16 protein-coding genes and 4 tRNA genes are annotated in these 22,123 nt (G+C 47.8%); 2 read left to right on the plus strand and 18 right to left on the minus strand.

Features of this window, described 5'->3' with window-relative positions:
• Positions 1-6: 6 nt before the first annotated feature.
• Positions 7-1,350, plus strand: coding sequence for an acetyl-CoA carboxylase biotin carboxylase subunit (gene accC, locus AC56AD_RS13485; protein WP_012509308.1), 1,344 nt, complete (start codon positions 7-9; stop codon positions 1,348-1,350).
• Positions 1,351-1,413: 63 nt separating this feature from the next.
• Here accC and rpoC read toward each other — a convergent pair whose 3' ends face one another.
• The 16 genes from rpoC to eno form a co-directional block, all read right to left on the minus strand.
• On the minus strand, positions 1,414-5,907 hold the full coding sequence (gene rpoC / locus AC56AD_RS13490; RefSeq protein WP_012509309.1) for a DNA-directed RNA polymerase subunit beta': 4,494 nt from the start codon (positions 5,905-5,907) through the stop codon (positions 1,414-1,416).
• Between the two features lie 69 nt (positions 5,908-5,976).
• Positions 5,977-9,882: a DNA-directed RNA polymerase subunit beta gene (gene rpoB, locus AC56AD_RS13495; protein WP_041526912.1), complete on the minus strand. Its 3,906-nt coding sequence runs from the start codon at positions 9,880-9,882 to the stop codon at positions 5,977-5,979.
• A gap of 218 nt (positions 9,883-10,100) precedes the next feature.
• Complete coding sequence (gene rplL / locus AC56AD_RS13500) at positions 10,101-10,475, minus strand: 50S ribosomal protein L7/L12 (protein ID WP_012509311.1); 375 nt, start codon at positions 10,473-10,475, stop codon at positions 10,101-10,103.
• A gap of 67 nt (positions 10,476-10,542) precedes the next feature.
• Positions 10,543-11,061, minus strand: a complete 519-nt coding sequence (rplJ, locus tag AC56AD_RS13505) for a 50S ribosomal protein L10 (protein WP_012509312.1) — start codon at positions 11,059-11,061, stop codon at positions 10,543-10,545.
• Positions 11,062-11,078: 17 nt separating this feature from the next.
• On the minus strand, positions 11,079-11,768 hold the full coding sequence (rplA, locus tag AC56AD_RS13510; RefSeq protein ID WP_012509313.1) for a 50S ribosomal protein L1: 690 nt from the start codon (positions 11,766-11,768) through the stop codon (positions 11,079-11,081).
• A 76-nt stretch (positions 11,769-11,844) separates the two neighbouring features.
• Positions 11,845-12,270 (minus strand): 50S ribosomal protein L11, encoded by a 426-nt coding sequence (rplK, locus tag AC56AD_RS13515; protein ID WP_012509314.1) that lies wholly within the window; start codon positions 12,268-12,270, stop codon positions 11,845-11,847.
• 41 nt (positions 12,271-12,311) lie between these two features.
• Complete coding sequence (nusG, locus tag AC56AD_RS13520; protein ID WP_012509315.1) at positions 12,312-12,887, minus strand: transcription termination/antitermination protein NusG; 576 nt, start codon at positions 12,885-12,887, stop codon at positions 12,312-12,314.
• A gap of 23 nt (positions 12,888-12,910) precedes the next feature.
• Entirely contained in the window at positions 12,911-13,102 is a 192-nt protein-coding gene (gene secE / locus AC56AD_RS13525) for a preprotein translocase subunit SecE (protein ID WP_012509316.1), read from the minus strand.
• 45 nt (positions 13,103-13,147) lie between these two features.
• Positions 13,148-13,220: transfer RNA gene (locus AC56AD_RS13530), tRNA-Trp, on the minus strand.
• A 25-nt stretch (positions 13,221-13,245) separates the two neighbouring features.
• A tRNA-Thr gene (locus AC56AD_RS13535) sits at positions 13,246-13,318 on the minus strand.
• Between the two features lie 16 nt (positions 13,319-13,334).
• Positions 13,335-13,416 (minus strand) — tRNA-Tyr (locus tag AC56AD_RS13540).
• 11 nt (positions 13,417-13,427) lie between these two features.
• Positions 13,428-13,500 (minus strand) — tRNA-Thr (locus AC56AD_RS13545).
• A 76-nt stretch (positions 13,501-13,576) separates the two neighbouring features.
• A complete protein-coding gene (locus AC56AD_RS13550) occupies positions 13,577-14,353 on the minus strand; it encodes an SDR family NAD(P)-dependent oxidoreductase (RefSeq protein ID WP_012509317.1) in 777 nt (258 codons plus the stop codon).
• The gene (ispG, locus tag AC56AD_RS13555; RefSeq protein WP_012509318.1) at positions 14,338-16,404 is read right to left on the minus strand and encodes a (E)-4-hydroxy-3-methylbut-2-enyl-diphosphate synthase; all 2,067 of its coding nucleotides are present in this window, start codon (positions 16,402-16,404) and stop codon (positions 14,338-14,340) included. Before ispG ends, AC56AD_RS13550 begins: the two co-directional genes overlap by 16 nt.
• A 28-nt stretch (positions 16,405-16,432) precedes the next feature.
• Positions 16,433-16,732 (minus strand): FtsB family cell division protein, encoded by a 300-nt coding sequence (locus tag AC56AD_RS13560; RefSeq protein ID WP_041526567.1) that lies wholly within the window; start codon positions 16,730-16,732, stop codon positions 16,433-16,435.
• A gap of 111 nt (positions 16,733-16,843) precedes the next feature.
• Entirely contained in the window at positions 16,844-18,157 is a 1,314-nt protein-coding gene (gene eno / locus AC56AD_RS13565) for a phosphopyruvate hydratase (protein WP_012509320.1), read from the minus strand.
• Between the two features lie 225 nt (positions 18,158-18,382).
• On the opposite strand from eno, the gene AC56AD_RS13570 reads away from it, so the two are divergent.
• The gene (locus AC56AD_RS13570) at positions 18,383-20,458 is read left to right on the plus strand and encodes an elongation factor G (protein WP_012509321.1); all 2,076 of its coding nucleotides are present in this window, start codon (positions 18,383-18,385) and stop codon (positions 20,456-20,458) included.
• 93 nt (positions 20,459-20,551) lie between these two features.
• Here the strand turns inward: AC56AD_RS13570 and AC56AD_RS13575 are convergent, their stop codons facing one another.
• Together AC56AD_RS13575 and AC56AD_RS13580 are read right to left on the minus strand one after the other, a co-directional pair.
• Positions 20,552-21,295, minus strand: coding sequence for a polyprenol monophosphomannose synthase (locus tag AC56AD_RS13575; protein WP_223293929.1), 744 nt, complete (start codon positions 21,293-21,295; stop codon positions 20,552-20,554).
• Between the two features lie 127 nt (positions 21,296-21,422).
• Positions 21,423-22,112 carry a ferredoxin family protein gene (locus AC56AD_RS13580; protein ID WP_012509323.1) on the minus strand — a complete coding sequence of 230 codons (690 nt, stop codon included), beginning with the start codon at positions 22,110-22,112 and terminating at the stop codon, positions 21,423-21,425.
• Positions 22,113-22,123: the final 11 nt, after the last annotated feature.

Genomic DNA, 22,123 nt, shown 5'->3' on the forward strand with positions numbered 1-22,123 from the left:
AAAGCCTTGTTCAAGAAAATCCTTGTTGCAAATCGCGGTGAAATTGCCTTGCGTATTATGCAGACCTGCCGCGAAATGGGGATCAGTACCGTTGCTGTATATTCTACAGTTGATGCTGAATCTATCCATGTCAAATACGCCGATGAAGCTGTCTGTATTGGACCAGCTTTGTCAAGAGAGAGTTATCTGAATATTCCCCGCATTATTGCTGCTGCAGAGGTAACCAATGCTGATGCGATTCATCCAGGATATGGATTTCTGGCTGAGAATGCTGATTTCGCTGAAGTGTGCGAATCGGCAAACATCAAGTTTATCGGCCCTACGGCAAAAATGATCAAACAGATGGGTGATAAAAACACCGCGAAAGCAACGATGATTGCTGCCAGTGTTCCCGTGGTCCCCGGAAGTCCCGGACTGGTGACCGATCTGAAGCAGGCCATTGAAACGGCAAAAAAAACGGGTTACCCGGTTATCATCAAACCAACTGCTGGTGGCGGCGGAAAGGGTATGCGGGTAGTCACCGAGGAGAGCCAACTGGATAAGGCTCTGAACACGGCACGCAGCGAAGCCGAGCAGGCTTTTGGCAATAGCGGTGTTTATATTGAGAAATATCTTGAAAACCCTCGCCACGTTGAAATCCAGATCCTCTCCGACCAGCACGGGAACACCATTCATCTGGGGGAACGCGACTGTACGGTGCAGAGAAGACACCAGAAACTTATTGAGGAGACACCTTCCCCTGTTGTTGATGAGGCTCTGAGAAAAAAAATGGGCGATGCAGCAGTAGCCGCCGCCCGTGCGATCAACTATGAAGGAGCTGGCACTATCGAGTTTCTGCTCGACAGGCACCGGGATTTCTACTTCATGGAGATGAATACACGCATCCAGGTTGAGCATCCGGTTACTGAAGAGCGCTACAATGTAGATATCGTCAAGGAGCAGATTCTTGTTGCTGCCGGTGAATCACTCGAGGGCCGCTCCTTTACGCCAAGGGGCCACTCCATTGAGTGTCGCATCAATGCCGAGGATCCGGAACACCTGTTCCGCCCCTCACCAGGACAACTGACCGTTTTCCATACTCCGGGTGGTCATGGTGTCAGGGTTGACTCACATGCCTATGCAAGCTATGTGGTACCATCAAACTACGACTCGATGATAGCAAAGCTTATTGTTACCGCGCACACACGCGACGAAGCCATTGCAAGGATGTCACGCGCACTGGATGAGTTCATTGTTGTGGGGGTAAAAACCACGATCCCGTTCCATAAACAGGTCATGCACTCTCCTGTTTTTCAAAGCGGTGATTTTGATACCGGGTTTCTTGAAACCTTCCGGTTTGAAAAGAAGTAACAAAAAAAAGGGAGACCGCCGAGTCTCCCTTTTTTTTTGCTTCATCTCTCCTGACAGAAAGGGTTATCGCTCATTGGCGAAACCTTCCCTGGTTGCAGGCTCTTCAACCACCCGTTCGGTTGCGTTACTCTCCTGACCTTCACCCGTCAGTTTTATAGCTTTATACCTCTTCAGTCCCGTACCGGCAGGGATCAGCTTGCCGACAATGACGTTTTCTTTCAGTCCTGCCAGATAGTCAACCTTTCCTGCAACAGCCGCGTCGGTCAAGACCTTGGTGGTCTCCTGGAACGATGCTGCGGAAATGACACTCTCTGTCTGAAGAGCTGCGCTTGTTATGCCAAGGAGTACCGGATGCGATGTTGCCTGAAGGGCTGGTTCAAACGCAATCATGTTTTTGCTGTTCTTGCGAAGCTCGCGATTCAGTTTGGTGATGTCACGCACCTTATGGAGCTGACTATCCTGAATCCTTGCAGGAGCATCGCCTTTTTCAGTGATGCGTACCTTTTCGGCTACACTCTGGTTTGACTCAACAAAAGCGCTCCGGTCAATCAGGTCTCCAGGCAGCAGATCGGTATCTCCAGGCTCTTCAACCCGTACTTTCTGAAGCATCTGGCGCACAATAACCTCAAGATGCTTGTCGTTGATCTCCACACCCGCATTGATCTGGTACACTTTCTGAATCTCGTTCACAAGGTACTGCTGGACTGCATTGGGGCCCTGAATACGGAGGATATCCTGTGGTGATACGGCGCCATCCGTCAGCGGATCGCCTGCCTTGACCTCATCACCTTCGTTGGCAAGCACATGCTTTCCAACCTGGACATAGTAGACCTTCTCTTCACCAAAGTCGTTTTTAACCTTGATCTCCTTACTGCTTCTGCGCTGTGAACCGAAACTGACATAGCCGTCAATTTCTGTAACGATTGCAGGATCTGTAGGAATTCGGGCTTCGAACAGCTCGGTAACTTTTGGCAGACCGGCGGTAATATCGCCTCCGACACGGTCGAGGTTTCTTGGTACCTTGGCCATGATGTCGCCAGGCTCAACTTTCTGCCCGTCTTCGACATAAAGATTTGACTTGATTGGAACGGGGTAGGTCTTTCTTACCTCTCCGCTTGCATCAATAATCATCAACCTTGGCTCCCTTGTTTCAGTAGCTCTCAGCTTTGAACGCCAGTTGATGATGGTGTGCTGCGAAAATCCGGTCTGGGGATCAACCTCTTCCTTGTAGGTGATACCTTTTTCAATATCAGCAAACTTGATGATACCCGGAATTTCTGCAATGATCTGTGTGCTGTTGGGCTCACTGCTGAACATCACCTGGTCTTTTTTGACAAGTGAGCCGTTTTTACAGTGCAGATGCGCGCCATGAGGCACAAGATAACGTTTCAGTATCTTTCCGGATTCAGGATCGGCAATATTGATCTTGCCGTTTTTCTGGATAACAATGATCCTCAGATCTGCAACGCCATCCTCATTAATGGCAGTATGCTCAACAGTCTTGATATCCTCAAACTGAATTTGGCCATCATAGAAGGCTTTGGTCTCGGTTTCCGAAATACCACCCTGTGCCGTACCACCCTGGTGGAAGGTACGAAGTGTCAACTGTGTTCCAGGCTCTCCGATCGACTGTGCAGCAATAACACCAACCGCTTCTCCAATTTCAACAAGTTCATGGACCGAAAGGTTTGTTCCATAACATTTTGAACAGATGCCGATTTTGGATTCACAGGTCAGCACTGAACGGATCTCCGCCTCTTCAACACCGGCAGTCTCCTGAATAAGCTCGGCAAGCTCTTCAGTGATAATTTCACCGGAATTTACGATAACATTATTGTTCAGGGTATCGATGATATCGCGGGCAGCGACACGACCCTTGATTTTTTCCCGGAACTTGATCTGGCCGCTGGTCTCTTCCTCAATATTGCGGTGTACATAGAGTCCACGAGTTGTTCCGCAGTCATCAATAGTTACAATGACGTCCTGCGCCACATCATGAAGTCGTCTGGTCAGGTAACCTGCATCAGCCGTCTTCAGTGACGTATCGGAAAGACCTTTCCGCGCACCGTGTGTTGAAATGAAGTACTCAAGAACGGTCAGTCCCTCCTTGAGGTTCGAGATAATCGGGTTTTCAATAATTTCACCCGGCTGTCCCGACATGGATTTCTGAGGACGAGCAATAAGACCTCGCATACCGGTCAACTGACGAACCTGCTCCCTGGAGCCACGGGCTCCGGAATCAAGCATCATATAGAGCGGATTGAAACCATCACGATCTTTTTTCAGCTTCTGGTATGACTCTTCTGCAACGATATTGGAGGTTTTCTGCCAGACGTCAACAATCTGGTTGTAACGTTCATTGTCTGTCAGTGTTCCGCGATTGTACTCCTTGACAACTTTTGTGCTGTCCCGCTGCGCACTCTTGATATGGCGTGCCTTGGTTTCAGGCACAATGGCATCGGACAGACCAACTGAAAGTCCGCCTTTCATCGCATAGTGGAAACCGACCTCCTTGATATTGTCAAGGAATTTGGCTGTTTCAACATTACCAACCTCACTGCTCAGTCGCCCGATCAGCTCCTTTGCAACCTTTTTGTCAATAACACGGTTGATAAAGCCTATTTCTTTTGGCACATTCTGGTTGAAAATCACCCGGCCAACCGTCGTCAGCAAAATGCATTTCTTCTCTATCTGCGCTTTGAGCCAGGCAGACTTTTCTGCCGTCAGATCCGTCATTGTATCAAGGACACGCAGCGAATCGAATTTCTGATCAATCTCGCCATCATACTGGACGAAAATCTGGGCATGAAGACCCACACGCTCTTCGTTATATGCTATAAGAACATCCTGAGGGCTGTAGAATATCTGCCCCTCGCCAAGATCTCTGGAGCGTGACTTTGTCAGGTAGTACATACCGAGTACCATGTCCTGTGAAGGAACCGTAACTGGCTTGCCAGACTGCGGCAAAATCAGATTATGAGACGACAGCATGAGGAGTGATGCTTCAAGCTGCGCTTCCTGCGACAATGGGATGTGTACAGCCATCTGGTCACCATCAAAGTCAGCGTTGAACGCTGTACAGACCAGAGGGTGAATCTGAATGGCCTTGCCTTCAATCAGCAGGGGCTGGAATGCCTGGATACCGAGTCGATGAAGAGTCGGCGCCCTGTTCAGCAGAACCGGCCTGCCGTCAATAACCTTTTCAAGGACGTCCCAGACAATCGGATCTTTTTTATCAATAAGCTTCTTGGCCGATTTGACCGATTTTGCAATACCGCGATCAACAAGACGACGAATCACAAAGGGCTGAAAAAGCTCAATAGCCATACTTTTCGGCAGACCGCACTCATGCAGTTTTAATTCCGGTCCGACAACGATAACCGAACGGCCTGAATAATCGACCCTTTTACCAAGAAGGTTCTGGCGGAATCGACCCTGCTTGCCCTTCAGGGCATCTGAAAGTGATTTCAGCGGCCTGTTTGACTCTCCGGTCTTGACTGCATTGGCTTTGCGAGAGTTATCAAACAGGGCATCAACCGCTTCCTGGAGCATTCTCTTCTCGTTTCGAAGAATAACCTCAGGAGCACGGATATCGATCAGTTTTTTCAGCCGGTTGTTGCGAATAATTACCCGGCGATACAGATCATTCAGATCTGAGGTAGCGAACCGGCCACCTTCAAGGGGAACAAGTGGACGCAGTTCCGGAGGAATGACCGGAACGACTTCCATCACCATATATTCCGGCTTGTTGCCTTCATAGACGTAGGGCTCGGGAAGCTCATCTTCAGGGAAAAGACCCTGAGGCTTTTTCCTGGTTTTTTTGTGCGGCTCATAACTCTTTCTGAAGGCCTCAACAACTTTCAGCCGTTTCAGCGCATCGGCTCTTTTCTGCTCTGAATTGCTCTCTTTGAGCACTTTACGCAGATGTATCGCTGATGCGTCAAGGTCTATGTTCTTGAGAAGCATATGAATGGCTTCGCCACCCATTTTCGCCACAAACTTGTCAGGGTCTGAATCCTCAAGATCCTGATTATCCTCATACTCGGTGATAATCTGGAAATATTGCTCTTCAGTCAGACGATCGAGTTTCTTGATCCCCTGCTTTTCACCAGGTTCACCGGGATTGATGACAACATAGACTTCATAATAGATGATCCTTTCAAGCTCTTTGGTCGAAAGGTCAAGCAGTGCACCGATCTTGCTTGGAACCGAACGGAAAAACCAGGTATGCACCACAGGAACAGCGAGGGCGATATGGCCCATACGCTCCCTGCGGACACTCTTGGTCGTAACCTCTACGCCGCAACGGTCGCAGATAATCCCTTTATAGCGTACACGCTTGTATTTACCGCAATAACACTCCCAATCCTTTGTCGGGCCAAATATTTTTTCGCACATCAAACCGTCACGTTCCGGTTTGAACGTACGGTAGTTTATCGTCTCCGGCTTCAGTACCTCTCCCCGTGAATGAGCAAGAATGCTTTCAGGTGATGCAATACTAAACTTTATTCGTGAAAATTCACCTTTTAAGGGCGATGCTCCCTGTGAAAAAATCATAGTCAATATCCCTTTTTAAACGACTCTTTTGAACGTCCGTTAATGATGTACACGCCAATTAACACATTACTAAGGAACCTTGTCGTCAATACGTATCTCAAGACCTAATCCTTGCAGCTCCCTGACAAGAACATTGAAGGATTCAGGTATTCCTGGCTCTGGCAGGTTCTGTCCTTTAACAATGGCCTCATAGGTTTTGTTCCGCCCTATCACATCATCTGATTTGACCGTCAGCATCTCCCGAAGGATATTGGCCGCGCCATAAGCTTCAAGTGCCCAAACCTCCATTTCACCAAACCTCTGACCACCAAACTGCGCTTTACCACCAAGCGGCTGCTGGGTTATGAGCGAGTATGGGCCAGTGGAACGGGCATGAATCTTGTCATCGACAAGGTGACTGAGTTTGAGCATGTAAATATACCCAATTGTCACTTCGTCATCAAAGCGCTCGCCGGTACGACCATCGAAAAGACTTACTTTTCCATGAGCCGGAAGACCAGCTCTTTCAAGTTCAGCCTGTACTTCCTCATAGGTAGCGCCATTGAAAATCGGTGTCTTGAACTTGACACCAAGCTTCTTTGCTGCCCAGCCGAGCGATGTTTCATAGAGCTGGCCAATATTCATACGGCTCGGCACACCAAGCGGGTTGAGAACAATGTCAACCGGGGTACCATCAGCCATGAAAGGCATATCCTCAATCGAGAGAATTTTACCGACAACACCCTTGTTTCCGTGCCGACCGGCCATCTTGTCGCCGACCTGAATCTTTCTTTTCTGGGCAATGTAGACTTTGGCCAGCTCCTCGATTCCTGGAGGAAGTTCATCGCCAACATTGATTTTATATTTTTCGTTGTCACGCTCATCAGCCAGATCCTTGAGCATGAAACGGAACTCTTTGACAAGGCGTATGACATTGTCATTTACTTTTTTGGAATCGGTCAACCCTTTTGTAAAGTCGATGGACTCGAGGAAAGGCATTGCGCTGAACTTCGCAAGAAGGATTTCATCGTACACCGAACCCTCGGCAATGAGCTGTTTGCCTTTATCATTGTATACACCAACCGAGCTTTTGCCTCCAAGAAGCTGTTTGATCCATTTTGCAAACCGCTTTCGCAAATCATACTCTTTGGAATCAAATCTCTTGTCGACAACCTCAAGCTTTTCCTTTACATCCATACCAACCTTTTTCTTGCGGCTGAAGAGCTTTGTCTTGATAACAATACCCTTCATTCCGGCTGGCACATGCATTGAAGCATCCTTGACATCACTCGATTTATCACCGAAAATCGCCCTGAGCAGCTTCTCTTCCGGTGTTGGATCGCTCTCTCCTTTTGGCGTTATTTTTCCGACAAGAATATCCCGCTCCTTGACTTCCGCACCGATGCGCACAATACCATTCTCGTCAAGGTTTCTGAGCGCTTCATCACTGACATTGTAGATGTCACGGGTAAACTGCTCTTCGCCACGCTTGGTATCCCGGACATTGGCCTCGAATTCATGAATATGGATTGAGGTAAAGACATCGTCATAGACCAGCCTTTCACTGAGAATGATAGCATCTTCAAAATTATAGCCACGCCAGGGCATGAAGGCGACCAGAACGTTTTTTCCAAGTGCCAGTTCACCATTATCGGTCGATGAGCTATCTGCAAGAACGGTTCCTTTTTCGACACGCTGACCAATGTGAACAAGAGGTTTCTGTGAAATACAGGTGTCCTGGTTGGATCGCTTGAACTTGATTAATTTATAGGTTTTCAGCCCTTCATCAGGATCAAGCATCGAGAGGCGAACATCATTGTCAGGATTGAGATCATAACGCACCTGGATATATTCTGCCGTAACATCTTCGAGCACTCCGGCCCCTTCGGCAACAATGACTGAACGGGAATCCCGAGCCACCTTTGCTTCCATACCGGTACCGACAACAGGAGCTTCCGAGGTTAAGAGCGGAACCGCCTGGCGTTGCATGTTTGCACCCATCAGTGCGCGGTTACCGTCATCGTGCTCAAGGAAGGGAATCAGCGCTGCTGCAGCACTAACAATCTGTACGGGAGAGACATCCATATAGTTGACATCCTCAGCCGCAACAACCGGATAATCTCCTTTTGTCCTGGCCTGAACCGTCTCCATGGCAATCTTTCGGTTTTCGTCAAGGGGAACACTGACTGGTACCGTTATCTTGTTTTCTTCATCTTCAGCCGAAAGCATCAGAACGGTATCCGTCACCTGACCTTTATCAACCACACGATAAGGTGTCTGGATAAAACCTTTATCGTTAATCTCGGCATAGACTGAAAGCGAGGAGATCAGACCGATATTGGGACCTTCAGGTGTTTCAATCGGACAGAGCCTGCCATAGTGTGTATAGTGAACGTCACGAACCTCAAAACCTGCCCGCTCTCTGGTAAGACCACCTGGTCCAAGGGCAGAAACCCTTCTCTTGTTGGTCATTTCAGCCAGAGGATTGGTCTGGTCCATGAACTGTGACAACTGGCTTGTTGCAAAGAAACTTGATACAACGCTCGATACGGTACGTGCGTTGATCAGGTCTGCAGGAGCTATTTTATCCGAGTCTCTGGAGTTGAGCTTCTCGCGAACATTTTTTCCCATCCTGGCCAGTCCAATAACAAACTGGGCTGCAAGCTGTTCTCCGACCGAACGCACGCGGCGGTTTGCCAGATGATCGACATCGTCAACATCGGCAAGACCGTTGACCAGCTTGATGAGATAATAGATGACTGAAATGATATCATAATGCGTCAGCACCAGAATATCCTCACCTGTCGGCTCATCAGAGAACGATTGTATCGTCTGGAGAATTTTCTCGTAAATGGTATCCGACAACTGCTTCAACTCAGGCTTTTCAGCGAGATAGGCAGTCAGATCATCAAATTCTTTAGCGAGCTTTTTCTTGATCCTGTAACGGCCAACCTCTCCGAGATCATATTTTTTCTGATTAAAGAAAGTTCTCTCCAGAAAACTCCTTGCAGCATCAATATCGGGAGCTTCATTGGCCCTCAACTCTTCATAGACAATCTCAAGCGCCTCTTCTTCGGTCGCTGAATTGTCATTGAGAATGGTATTGATGATGATCGATTTGTCTACGCCCTTGTCGCCGCCTGCAAAGGTCTTCATCACCTTGACACTTTTATAGCCGGCAGCAAGAATCTGCTCAAAAATATCCTCCGTTATCGCTGTCCTCGCACTCACCACCTCTCCGGTCTGCATGTCAACAATGTCGGAAGCAAGATACTGCCCGACAAGCTGCTCTTTTTTGCTTGACTTCAGAGGAAGCTCTTCAACAAGATCAAAGAGTCCGAGAATATCTTCGTCTCTGGCAAAACCTATGGCACGCAAAAGCGCACTGACGAGAAAGTTTTTTTTCTGGTCGATATAGACAAATATCTGATTATTGATATCGGTCTGAAACTCAATCCATGAACCTCTGGTCGGTACAATTTTTGCCGAATACATTTTCTTGCCATTCGGATGGACTGCCTCACTGAAAACAACACCGGGCGAGCGGTGAAGCTGAGCGACCACAACACGTTCAGCGCCGTTGACAATAAAGGTGCCGCGGTTGGTCATGTAAGGAATCCTGCCAAGGTAAACCTCCTGCTGTATGGTCTCCTTCCAGTCTGTCTCATCAGCCTCATCTTTATAGGAGAGTTTTAGCTTGACTTTAAGGGAGACATCGTAGGTCAGGCCGCGCTCAATACAATCCTCTATGGTATACTTTGGTTTATCAAAGCTGTATGAAATATACTCAAGCAGGTAGAGACCCCGGGTATCAGTAATGGGGAATGCTCCGCGAAGCACCCTCTCAAGACCCTGATCTTTTCTTTTGGCGAGAGGTACGCTATCCTGTATAAAATTATGGAATGAATCTAACTGGACTTTTAAGAGGTCGGGGGGCTCTATAATACTTTGGATTTTTGAAAAGTCAATACAGGGTGTTGTTGTTGCATCAGCCACTTTCACATGCACCTCACTTTTATCAATTGCATGAATTACTAACAGATTAAGTCATCACAAATATCCATAAAAACATAACCGGACTACAGATAACAATCGGCTTAACCTTAATCGTATCATCACGGGAACTACCTCACAATACTGTTCTTATACAAACAGACAAAGCTCCGTCTCATATCGAAACGGAGCTTGGCTTTAGTAATGACTCTTTTCAAAGATCATTTAACCTCTACTGATGCACCTGCGTCCTTCAGCTCTTTGGCAATCTTTTCTGCTTCATCCTTGGAAATTGCTTCTTTAACCGTCTTCGGAGCGCCATCGACAAGATCCTTTGCCTCTTTCAGACCAAGACCTGTAATAGCACGAACTGCCTTGATCACATTGATTTTGCTTTCGCCTGCGGCTGTCAGCACAACGTCAAACTCGGTCTGTTCTTCCACAACTGGCGCATCACCTGCGGCTGCGGCTGCCACTCCGGCAACTGCAACAGGGGCAGCACTGACGCCAAACTTCTCTTCAAGAGCCTTCACCAACTCTGAAGCTTCTGTAAGAGTCAACTTACCAATTTCCTCTACAAGTGTTTCGATAGACATTATTCCCCTCTCTTGTTTAATTTAAAATGTATAATAATTTCTTGAGTGCGTAATAGTATTGTGTAATTTATTGCTTCTGCTTGGCGATCTGATCGAGAGCACAGACCAGGTTTCTCATAACCGCATTGACCACCATCGGAACAGAACTGACCACACCGTTGATCAGACCAGCAGCACGACCAATATTTTCCGTCTTGGTAAGCATCTCGGAAAGAAGCGGGAGCTGATCAGGACCAAAAACAACACCATCAATCGACGCCATCTTGAACTTCAGCGCATCATTGGTTTTGCTGAACTTCCTGATAACCTTTGCCGGAGCAACGGGATCATCAAATCCAAATGCAACTGCTGTTGTACTTTTGAGACCCGGAGCCAGCTTGTCTGCACCAGCAAGGTCTTTCAATGCCTGTTTGATCAGGGTGTTTTTAACAACGCGATACTCAACGCCGACCTTGCGGAACTCACGGCGAAGCTCAGACATTTTTGCGACGCTCAACCCCTGAAATTCCGTCAGATATATACCCTGTGACCTGTTGATCTTTTCAGCTACTTCCTGAACGATCTCCTCTTTTCTATCTCGCTTCATCGTATAAACCGTTTTTATTAGGCGACAAATTTTTCCATTTTAACCTTCACGCTCGGGGACATCGTGCTTGAAAGCGCAATTCCCTGCACATACTGACCCTTGGCTGCTGATGGCTTGAGACGAACAACCTCCTTGAGGAAGCTGGTAATATTGGCAACCAACTGATCAGGCTGAAACGAAACCTTGCCGACAGGGGCATGTACATTTCCGGCTTTATCTACTCTGAACTCGATTTTACCGGCCTTGACCTCTTTGACAGCCTTGGCCACATCCATCGTCACGGTTCCCGACTTCGGGTTTGGCATTAAACCGCGAGGTCCAAGAATCTTGGCAACTTTACCAAGTTGTCCCATAACATCAGGAGTCGCTATAATAACATCAACACCGGTCCATCCTTCCTGAATCTTCTCGATATACTCCTCAAAACCTACCATGTCTGCTCCTGCAGCACGAGCTTCTTCAGCTTTTGCCTCTTTGCAGACGACCAGCACAGAAACCGTTTTACCGGTACCATGCGGCAACATCACCGTGCCACGAACTACCTGATCAGCATGTCGAGGATCAACACCAAGCTTTACGGCAATATCAACTGTCGCATCAAATTTAACTTCGGTAATTTCCCTCACCTTCACCACAGCATCCACCAGATCGTACTCATGAAAGCGTTCGATCTTCGATGCGGCATCTCTGTATTTTTTTCCAGCCATTGTTACAATCTTATATAAGTGGTAAAAAAAAGCGGCTTTTCAGCCTCCCACAGCCCAAAACAGAAGAGAACTGTTCTCAGCCCTCAACAACAATTCCCATACTTCTCGCCGTACCCATGATCATCTCTTCAGCCCCTTCGCTGTTGACTGCATTGAGATCCGGCATTTTCAGTTCAGCAATCTTGCGAACCTGGTCACGGGTAACCGTCCCGACCTTATTGCGATTTGGTTCACCTGAACCTTTCTTCAAACTCGCCTCTTTGAGGAGAAGAACGGCTGCAGGAGGGGTCTTGGTAATAAACGTAAAGGACTTGTCAGAGTATACCGTAATAACTACAGGGATAATCATCCCCGCTTCAGACTGGGTTTTCGCATTGAACTGCTTGCAAAACTCCATGATATTGACACCCTTCTGTCCAAGGGCGGGACCGACAGGAGGAGCAGGGTTCGCTGCACCAGCCGGGATCTGAAGCTTGATAAAACCGAGTACCTTTTTTGCCATAAACTATCTCTATTCAGAAGCTTAAATTACTTAAGCAACTATTATTGGGAAACTGACTTAACCTGTGAAAAATCAAGCTCTGTCGGCGTACTGCGACCAAAAAAGCTTATCATGACCTTGACCTTCATCCTTTCGGTGCACACCTCATGAACAACACCGGTCAGTGAACTGAACGGGCCGTCAATCACCTTTACCGAATCACCAATCCTGAAGGGAGCCTCAACAACAGAGCGATGTTCAATAGTGCTCTCCGGCTCAAGTATCTTCTCTACCTCTTCCGGTCTCAACGGGGTAGGGACATCATCTACACCAAGAAAACCCATAACAGAGGGTATATCAAGGATCAAATTCCTCGTCTGCTTGTCAAGTACTGCCTCAATAAGGACATAACCAGGAAAAGCATTTTTTGTCAAACTTCTTTTTTTGCCGTTTTTTACCTCGACAAAACGCTCATAAGGGACATAAATCTGTAATATCTTGTCGGCAAGGCCACAGCGAATCACATCCGCATCAATAGCCTCCTTAACCTTGCGCTCATGGCCTGAATAAATCCTGAGCGCATACCAGCGGGCAACCGGAACACCCTGATCTTCAACGTCCTTTTTTCTTGCGCTCATCAATTCAACCTTAACACTTTTTCTTACAATAACTTTCCCATAACGAAATTTATAACCCAATCGACAAGAAATGTAAACAATGCAAGAATACCCGAAACCGTCAACACTACTATCGTCAAATCCTTGATCTCTTCCTTGCTCGGCCAGATAACCTTCCGCATCTCACTGATTACATCACGATAATACTGACCTGCCTTGCCGATATATTTATTCATGAATACAAGTGCAAAATAAACTACAGTGAAAATTTTTTCTGCGTGCACGTCAGGAGGGAATCGAACCCCCAACCTGCGGTTTTGGAGACCGCTGCTCTACCAATTAAGCTACTGACGTATACTATCAATACCCCAAAAACCGGAGCTGATGATCGGATTCGAACCGATGACCTCTTCCTTACCAAGGAAGTGCTCTACCGACTGAGCTACATCAGCCTGACAAGATAAACTGTGGGTAGGGGAGGATTCGAACCTCCGAAGACAGAGTCGACAGATTTACAGTCTGTTGCGTTTAACCACTTCGCTACCTACCCATTTCATTCAGAGCTGGTGATGGGACTCGAACCCGCAACCTGCTGATTACAAATCAGCTGCTCTACCAATTGAGCTACACCAGCAGCTCTCTCACTCAAAAAACAGGGCTGGTAATATAGTGACTGATTATGGATATACAAAGAAAAAAGAAATAATTTATCAACAATCCTTTACTGCTGCAATAAAACCGGCAATGCGTATAACAATTTTCCTCGAAACCGCTCTTTGTGAAAAGACCAGAACCGTATCAATCAGGGTGGGAAATACCCGTACCCTGTTTTTTTTCAGACCTTTGATTGCTGCTTTAACAACCACGCCAGTCCCATACACCGGAAGACGGAGGTTTGCTCTGTTATGACCTGCATGTTCAAAAAAGTCTGTGTTGATGAAACCGGGACAGACCGCAACCACTTTTACCCCCGTTCCTTTCAGCTCTCCGTGAAGCGCTTCGCTGAGCGTTAAAACAAATGCTTTTGTGGCCGAATAGAGACCAAGGCCAGGAACTCCCTGAAGAGCACCAAGAGAGGCGACATTAATAATGCTCCCGACTCTTTTTGTGACCATATCCGGCAAAAAAAGACGCGTAAGACGGGCCATTGCCATCATATTGACCATCATCATCTCTTCGAGCTTTCCAAACGGAATCTCCTGAAAATCGCCAGCATACGATAACCCTGCGCAATTAACAAGAAGATCAACCCCGATATGCTGCCTCCGACAGCATGCATAAATCCGGGCCGGGCTTTCGGCATCACTCAGATCTTCAACACAAACCGTCACTGCAACCCCACTTTCCCGCCGAAGCTCCTCTGCCAGAGTCTGCAAGAGAGCATGCGAGCGGGCAACCAGTACAAGATTATGACCTTGACGGGCATACTCCCGGGCAAAGGCTGCACCAATACCCATGGATGCTCCTGTTATCAAGGCATGCTGCATGGCGGATCAACCCATTTCCCACGCTCTCTGATAAGATCGATGAGCCGGTCAACGGCATCAAGTTCCGAAATATTTTCCTCAACACACTCCTTTCCAACATAGAGGCTGATGCGATTTTTTCCGGCGCCAACATAACCAAAATCGGCATCGGCCATCTCACCAGGACCGTTGACGATACAGCCCATGATGCCAATCTTCAGCCCTTTGAGATGAACCGTTCTCTGTTTAATGGCTGCTGTAGCCTTTTCCAGTTCGAAATAGGTTCTGCCACAGCCTGGACAGGAGATAAATTCCGTTTTTGACATTCTGACTCTTGCGCCCTGAAGTATGTTGAATGCCAGTTGCACCTCATCATCCCAGGAGAGGCTGGTATGAAACGCGAGCATGTCTCCAATACCATCACAAAATAGAGTTCCTGCCTGTACTGAACTGTCGATCAACGTTTCAAGTCGGTCAGAAGACTCTTTTTTGAAGCGAACGATGAGAGGATAATCGAGAGCGTAACGGTTAAATACCTCCACAAGACGACGATACACAAAAACAGAATCGGTTGAGAGAATCGAAAAAATGAGTCGCTGCACACCCTGGCTGCGAATCTTTTTTGCGAAATGGGCAAGCACCTCTGCAGGCGCTCTGTTCCCTGCCGTTTCATGGATAAAGCAGAGTTCAACGACTGCCTGGCACTCATGATCAAAAAGATGTAAAAAATCTTCTCCAAGCCGCTCCCCTTCAACGATATCAAACCTGACTTTTGAGACTTTATCGAGCAATTGGGCAAAAATGGCCAGATCATTTGTCGAGGCAACCAAAAAGGGGGCATAATCGCCAAGCTTGCCGATCAGTCGATCAAGTGACTCAAGATCAGCCTTGTCGTTGACGCGAACAGAAACAAACTCGGAGCGAATAGCATCCTGAGGCTTTTCTGGTGCAAGCCTTTGCATGACCTCTTCAAAAACGGCCTGACTCTCTGAAAGTGGAGCCACTGCTTCCGTTTCAACTCTCGGCAGATTGTCACCACCTATGGCCATGCCACCCAGCAGAGTCTGACGAGACTCCCGGCGCTGATAGCTGAATGGATTGAAAGGAAGAGGTTCCTGAGAATCGAGCGCTGGCTGGTATGCCTTCCTGTTTTGACTTTCAAGAACATGTTTCAGAGGAAGAGAGCCTTTATCCCCTTTTACCAGATGGAAGTCGTTATACTTTTTGACCAGAGCAAAACCAACAGGAACCTCGTTGACAGGATCCTCAGTCAAAGAGACCCTTATGGTATCACCAAGACCATCCTCAAGAAGCGCTCCGATGCCCATCGCCGATTTAACACGTCCCTCATCGCCATCGCCAGCCTCGGTTACCCCAAGATGGAGCGGATAGGCATAGCGAAGCTCGGCATCTGCTTTTTCGACAAGCAGGCGATAAGCCTGGATCATGACGCGGACATTGGACGATTTCATGGAAAAAAGGATATCGAAATAGCCCATCTCTTCACTGATACGGGCAAATTCAAGAGCAGCTTCAACCATACCTTCCGCCGAATTGCCGTAGCGACTGACTACGCGGTCGGACAAAGAACCATGATTGGTGCCAATTCTCATGGAAACACCGAGTTGACGCGCTTTCTCAACCAGAGGAGCAAATTCAAGCCGAACATGATCAAGCTCTTTCAGATACTCCTCTTCCGAATAATCACTGTTTAAAAACTTCTGGCTGGTGGCATAATTGCCAGGATTGATGCGGATGTTTTCAACAAATTCAACCGCCTTGAGCGCTGCACGCACGGAAAAATGGATGTCAGCGACAAGCGGGGTATCAATTCCATCCCGACGGAGCTGATCTCTGATATTCCGTAAATTTTCAGCGTCTCTCTCGGTAGGAACGGTGAGACGGATAATTTCGCAACCGGCATCATACAACCTTCTGCACTGCTCAACGGTTGCTGCAGTATCCAGTGTATGGGTATTGGTCATGGACTCTACCCGTATTGGCTGGTAGCCCCCCAATGCTCTATTTCCAAAAACTACTTCACGAGTTAATCGACGACGATACTGATACATGGGAATAGGAGAACGATTAGACAAAAAATTACTGCGCCCTGATGATAAACAGGGTTTCACCAGGTTTTCGGAAATTATATCTTTCCCTTGCCGCCTTCTCTATGCTATCGGGTTTCATGGCGTAGGTGATTCGCAGTTCATTATCAATAATTTTCTTCTGCTCGACCTTCAGGCGATCAAGAAGCGCGCGGTGCTCAGCCTCCATACGGATCCGTTTCATGATACCATAATCATCAAACAGCATCCAGAAGACAAACATGGCCAACAACACCCTGAAAAATAAATTTTTGGGGTTGAAGCGAACATATTCCCAGATTCTCTTGCCCATCTTTTCCACGATACCAAAACGCTTAAGTTTGCCATGCACTGCCGGGAGTCACAAAGGCGGGAGAAACGCAAAGGGAACCCATTTTGTGACGGATTCCCTGTGCGGAGTTCTTTATACCCGGAAAGCCTTTCTTCCGGGGTAGCGAGCCTGATCACCAAGCTCCTCTTCAATGCGAAGCAGTTCATTATACTTTGCCATACGGTCGGAACGCGACAGACTGCCGGTCTTGATCTGACCAGCATTTGTTGCCACAGCAATCTGGGCAATCGTGCTATCCTCGGTTTCACCGCTGCGATGGCTGATAACTGAAGTGTATCCGTTTCTTTTTGCAAGATCAATTGCATCGAGCGTTTCAGTCAACGTGCCGATCTGGTTGACTTTGACAAGTATGGAGTTGGCAACACCCCGCTCAATGCCTTCTGCAAGTCTTTTACTGTTGGTTACAAAGAGATCATCACCAACAAGCTGTACGCGCGAACCGATTTTCTCGGTCAGCACTTTCCATCCTTCCCAGTCATCTTCGGCCATACCATCCTCGATTGAAATAATCGGATAGTCACTGGCCCATTTTTCCCAGTATTCGGCCATCTCAAGAGAGGTCAGCTCGCGTTTCGATGATTTTTTGAACACATAGCGTTTTTTGGCAGAATCATAGAACTCGGAGCTTGCAGGATCAAGGGCAATCATGACCTGCGCATCACCCAAACCACCTTTATCCGTCGGTGAACCAACCTTGTAACCAGCTTTGCCAATGGCCTCGATTACCAGTTCAATTGCCTCTTCGTTTGAGCTTAAATTCGGAGCAAAACCACCCTCATCACCAACAGCCGTGCTCAACCCTTTGCTTTTCAGAAGAGCCTTGAGTGCATGAAATATTTCAGCCCCACAGCGAAGAGCATCAGAGAAGGTGTCAAATCCGGCAGGCATGATCATGAATTCCTGAAAATCAACGGTGTTGTCCGCATGGGCTCCGCCATTAAGAACATTCATCATCGGAACCGGAAGCGTGCTGGCCATGGTGCCGCCGATATAGCGGTAGAGCGGAAGGCCGGAATATTCAGCACCTGCTTTTGCACAAGCCATCGAAACACCAAGAAGCGCATTGGCGCCAAGCTTCGATTTGTTCGGTGTTCCATCAAGATCAAGCAACGCCTGATCGATCTCTTCCTGCTCCGTAACCAGCATCCCGGTCAGAGCATCATTAATGACCGTATTGACATTCTCGACAGCCTTGAGCACGCCTTTGCCAAGATAGACGGCTGCATCACCATCCCTCAGTTCCACAGCTTCATGAACACCTGTCGAGGCTCCGCTGGGTACAGCCGCACGCCCGAATGAACTTTCCGTATAGACATCGACTTCGACCGTTGGATTTCCCCTTGAATCAAGGATCTGACGTGCAAGAATCTGAGTGATAATAGGCATAACAAAATATTTTTTATGGTTGTTACCTGCTTTATATACACAAGAAGGCCTGGCAAGCAATTTGCCGCTGTACATAATCGAAAATATATCTTTTTTTCCCGACCATTTCCTTGTCCCTGCAACAGCAAATCAGACTTTTTTTTGTTTATTATTTATCGAGCTGCTTTTTCAAAACAGACGCTGCCGCTTACTATTTCGTTATCAGTCAAAAAAAGGAGTCCTGCTATGCAAGCCGTACAACCGGATCAATTGCGAAACATTGTCATTACAGGCCATGCCGGAAGCGGCAAGACCATCCTCGCTGAATCACTTGCCCTGACGATGGGTGTCATAAACCGCCTTGGCACGATTGATGAAGGAAACACCCTTTCCGACTACTCTCTTGATGAGATCCAAAGAAAACACAGCCTCAACACCAGCCTTATCAATGGGTTCTGGAATGACTGTAAAATCAATATTATCGACACTCCCGGCCTGCTCGACTTTCACGGAGATGTCAAATCTGCAATGCGGGTGGCTGATACCGTCTTCATTACCGTCAATACCGCATCAGGTGTTGAGGTCGGCACGGACACCATCTGGGAGTATACCAAAGAGTACTACAAGCCGACCCTCTTTATTCTGACCAAGCTCGATGCCGACCGAACCAACTTCAACACCACCATACAGGGACTCCAGGATCATTTCGGTCATCTTGTTACCCCGATACAGTTTCCCGCCGATGAGGGCCTTGGGCACCATACCCTTATTGATGTTTTGCTGATGAAACAGCTTGAGTTCAATCCTGACAAAACCGGAGGTATGACCATCTCCGACATTCCGGAGCACCATCTCAAGCGTGCGGAAGAGCTCCACCAGCAACTGGTCGAGACCATTGCCGAGACTGATGAAGCGCTTATGGATCGCTTTTTCGAGATTGGAACGCTGACGGAGGATGAGCTGAGGACAGGAATCAAATCGGCGCTGGTTACCAGAACATTTTTCCCGGTTTTCTGTACATCGCCACTTCACCTGATCGGATCAGAGAGGTTGCTGAATGTCATTGTCAATCTCTGTCCCTCTCCCATTGAGCGCGGTCCGGAACATGCGATCTGCACGATTGATGAAACCAAAAGCCTTATTCAACCCAACCCGGATGGACCGACAATTGCTTTTATTTTTAAAACAATGTCTGAACCCCGAGTCGGTGAGATTTCCTATCTCAGAGTCTATTCCGGCCACATTGAGACCGGCCATGAGCTGATTGATGTCCAGACTGAACAGCTTGAAAAACTGGGCCAGGTCTATACCATTCTCGGTCAGAAAAAAAGCCCCGTGGACAAGCTCCTTGCCGGAGATATTGGTATGGTTGTGAAGCTGAAAGATGCACATACAAATGATACTCTGGCAGACAAAGGAACCAGTTGCCGGATAAGCCCTATCATTTTTCCGCTACCCGTGCTGGCGACAGCTATTATTCCCATCACCCAGGGTGATGAAGAAAAAATTTCTGCCGGCCTGCATCACTTGCACGAAGAAGATCCAAGTTTTGCCATAGAGCATGATGTTGAGTTCAACCAGACCATCCTGAAAACCCTTGGCGAAACGCATCTTGATACCATTATCACCCGACTTCAGGCAAAGTTCAATGTAAAGGTTGATATAGCTCCCATCAAAATCCCTTACCGTGAAACGATCCGAGTAGCGGCATCTGCCCAGGGCAAGTATAAAAAACAGTCCGGTGGGAAAGGACAGTATGGCGATGTATGGGTAAAGCTTGAACCTCTCGCAAGAGACACCGGATTTGAGTTCGCAAGCGAGGTTGTAGGAGGCGTTGTTCCAACAAGGTATCTGCCCGCAGTAGAAAAGGGACTTCGAGAGGCCATTACAAACGGTATTCTCGCTGGGTATCCCGTTATCGATCTCAAAGCAATTGCCTACGATGGGTCATTCCACCCGGTCGACAGCTCGGAATTTGCCTTTAAAATCGCGGCAAGCATGGCATTCAAAAATGCATTCGAACATGCAAAACCCTTTCTGCTTGAACCTGTTTTTGCTTTGCATGTCTATGCTCCGGAACAGTATACCGGAGAAATCGTGGGTGATATTTCAAGCAAGCGGGGTAAAATTCTTGGAATGGACTCTGACGTAAGGCTGCAGATCATCCATGCACTCATACCCCAGTCCTCGCTGACGACCTTCCATCATGCCTTGACACGACTGACCCAAAGCCGGGCACGATACTCTTATAATTTCAGCCATTACGAAGAAGCGCCCCCGGATGTTGCCCAGCAGCTCATTGCTGAACATAATAAACCATAAGGCGACGACGAAGATTGAAAAGCCCTGCGCATCATCGCGGGGCTTTTTTTTTGTGACCGGCAAACCCGATTTAGCCAACATCGAAGGTTGCTCCTACAGGAGACCAATAATTGACTTTATTTTAAGCCACCACACAATCCAGATCGCCTCACGAATATTCTGCCTGGTCATTTTTGACTTCCCCACTGTCCGATCAACAAAAACAATTGGAATCTCCTTAATAGCAAACCCCTTTTTCCACACTCTGAAATTCATCTCAATCTGAAATGAATAGCCCTGTGAGTTGATCTTCTCAAGGTCAAGTGATCGCAATACTTCTGCGCTGAAACATTTATAACCGCTCGTTGGATCAGCCACTGGCATTCCGGTTACCAGACGGGTATAGAGGCTTGCCATTTTTGAAAGAATTAACCTGCCAAGCGGCCAATTGACAACATTAACCGTATTGTTCAGATAACGCGACCCGATCACCAGATGCGCATCGCTCATGGCATCAAAAAAGCGCTGAAGCACTGCCGGATCATGCGAAAAATCAGCGTCCATCTCTGCAATGTAGCGGTACCCCTTTTGAAGACCGTAGAGGAAACCGGTAATATATGCCGTACCAAGACCCATCTTTCGCGGCCGTGTAATCAGGTGGATTCCGTCCATCACAAGCTGCATGGAGCGCACAAGGTCAGCCGTTCCGTCAGGAGAGTTATCATCAATGACAAGAATATCTACCGCAGTGGGATAGAGTTTTCTCAACTCACCGAGCAAGCGGCCAATATTATCAGCTTCGTTGAAGGTTGGAATAATGACAAGGGCCGGGTGCGCATGCAGGGTTTCATTACCCATGGAGAGGATCTGCTTTTTCGAATTACCGTTGTTTTGTTCCAACATGAGCGTTAAGGATCTTCAAAAAAAAAGCATTGCCTCCGAAAAAGCAATGCTTTGGTGAAACTCTTGACAGAAAAAGATTTCCTTACCGCGCTTCGCGGTGAAATCTGTGCAGAAAGCGTAAATCGAAATCCAGTCTTTCGGGTGGAGTATAGGTAAAATCAAGCACTTCACCGTCAGGAAGAACTTCAAGCAAGGCCCCTGAGGGGCACTCATCGGTGGAGAAACAGGCCGAGCAGGAAATACAGGCATCCTGATCGATATAACACCTGAATCCGCCTTCCTGAACATCCCCATAGAACTTGTAGCCAATGGCCTGCACTTTCGGCGGACACTTGTCGAGGCAGAGACCACAGCCCACACAAAGATTTTCAAGAATAAAGTAATGCTTTTTCACTCTCGGTGCAGCCTTTTTCAATACAGGCTGAGGAGCAGCTTCTCCAGGCGCCGCTTTCGCCGCTGGAGCACCCTTGGCTGCCGGAGCTGCCGGTTTGGCACCTGCTGCAGGTTTCGCGCCTGGTGCAGGCTTGGCCCCCGGAGCCGGTTTTGCTGCTGCTTTCTTGACGGGAAAAGCTGACTCCTGAGGAAGCCCGCTTCTTCCAAGATTGACATTTAGCGACTCCATCCTGAGCTTGCCATTCTGCTTTGCAGGAAGCTCACTCGGTTTTGCCTTTGCCGGTTTAGCAGCGGCCGGTGCTGAAGCTTTTGGTGCAGCAGGCTTGGCTTTTGCGACAGGTGGTGATGATATATCTGGCTTTTGTACAGGATCGGCCATAAAAACCCTCC

The organism is Pelodictyon clathratiforme (assembly GCF_982375515.1).

Excerpts from the sequence above, each read along its gene's own strand:
- AC56AD_RS13560 (WP_041526567.1), bottom strand. The coding sequence starts at position 16,732 with ATGGGCAAGAGAATCTGGGAATATGTTCGCTTCAACCCCAAAAATTTA.
- rpoC (WP_012509309.1), bottom strand. The coding sequence starts at position 5,907 with ATGATTTTTTCACAGGGAGCATCGCCCTTAAAAGGTGAATTTTCACGA.
- rplL (WP_012509311.1), bottom strand. The coding sequence starts at position 10,475 with ATGTCTATCGAAACACTTGTAGAGGAAATTGGTAAGTTGACTCTTACA.
- rplK (WP_012509314.1), bottom strand. The coding sequence starts at position 12,270 with ATGGCAAAAAAGGTACTCGGTTTTATCAAGCTTCAGATCCCGGCTGGT.
- ispG (WP_012509318.1), bottom strand. The coding sequence starts at position 16,404 with ATGTATCAGTATCGTCGTCGATTAACTCGTGAAGTAGTTTTTGGAAAT.
- AC56AD_RS13575 (WP_223293929.1), bottom strand. The coding sequence starts at position 21,295 with ATGGGTAATGAAACCCTGCATGCGCACCCGGCCCTTGTCATTATTCCA.
- rplJ (WP_012509312.1), bottom strand. The coding sequence starts at position 11,061 with ATGAAGCGAGATAGAAAAGAGGAGATCGTTCAGGAAGTAGCTGAAAAG.
- nusG (WP_012509315.1), bottom strand. The coding sequence starts at position 12,887 with ATGAGCGCAAGAAAAAAGGACGTTGAAGATCAGGGTGTTCCGGTTGCC.
- eno (WP_012509320.1), bottom strand. The coding sequence starts at position 18,157 with ATGCCTATTATCACTCAGATTCTTGCACGTCAGATCCTTGATTCAAGG.
- secE (WP_012509316.1), bottom strand. The coding sequence starts at position 13,102 with ATGAATAAATATATCGGCAAGGCAGGTCAGTATTATCGTGATGTAATC.
- AC56AD_RS13550 (WP_012509317.1), bottom strand. The coding sequence starts at position 14,353 with ATGCAGCATGCCTTGATAACAGGAGCATCCATGGGTATTGGTGCAGCC.
- rplA (WP_012509313.1), bottom strand. The coding sequence starts at position 11,768 with ATGGCTGGAAAAAAATACAGAGATGCCGCATCGAAGATCGAACGCTTT.
- AC56AD_RS13580 (WP_012509323.1), bottom strand. The coding sequence starts at position 22,112 with ATGGCCGATCCTGTACAAAAGCCAGATATATCATCACCACCTGTCGCA.
- AC56AD_RS13570 (WP_012509321.1), top strand. The coding sequence starts at position 18,383 with ATGCAAGCCGTACAACCGGATCAATTGCGAAACATTGTCATTACAGGC.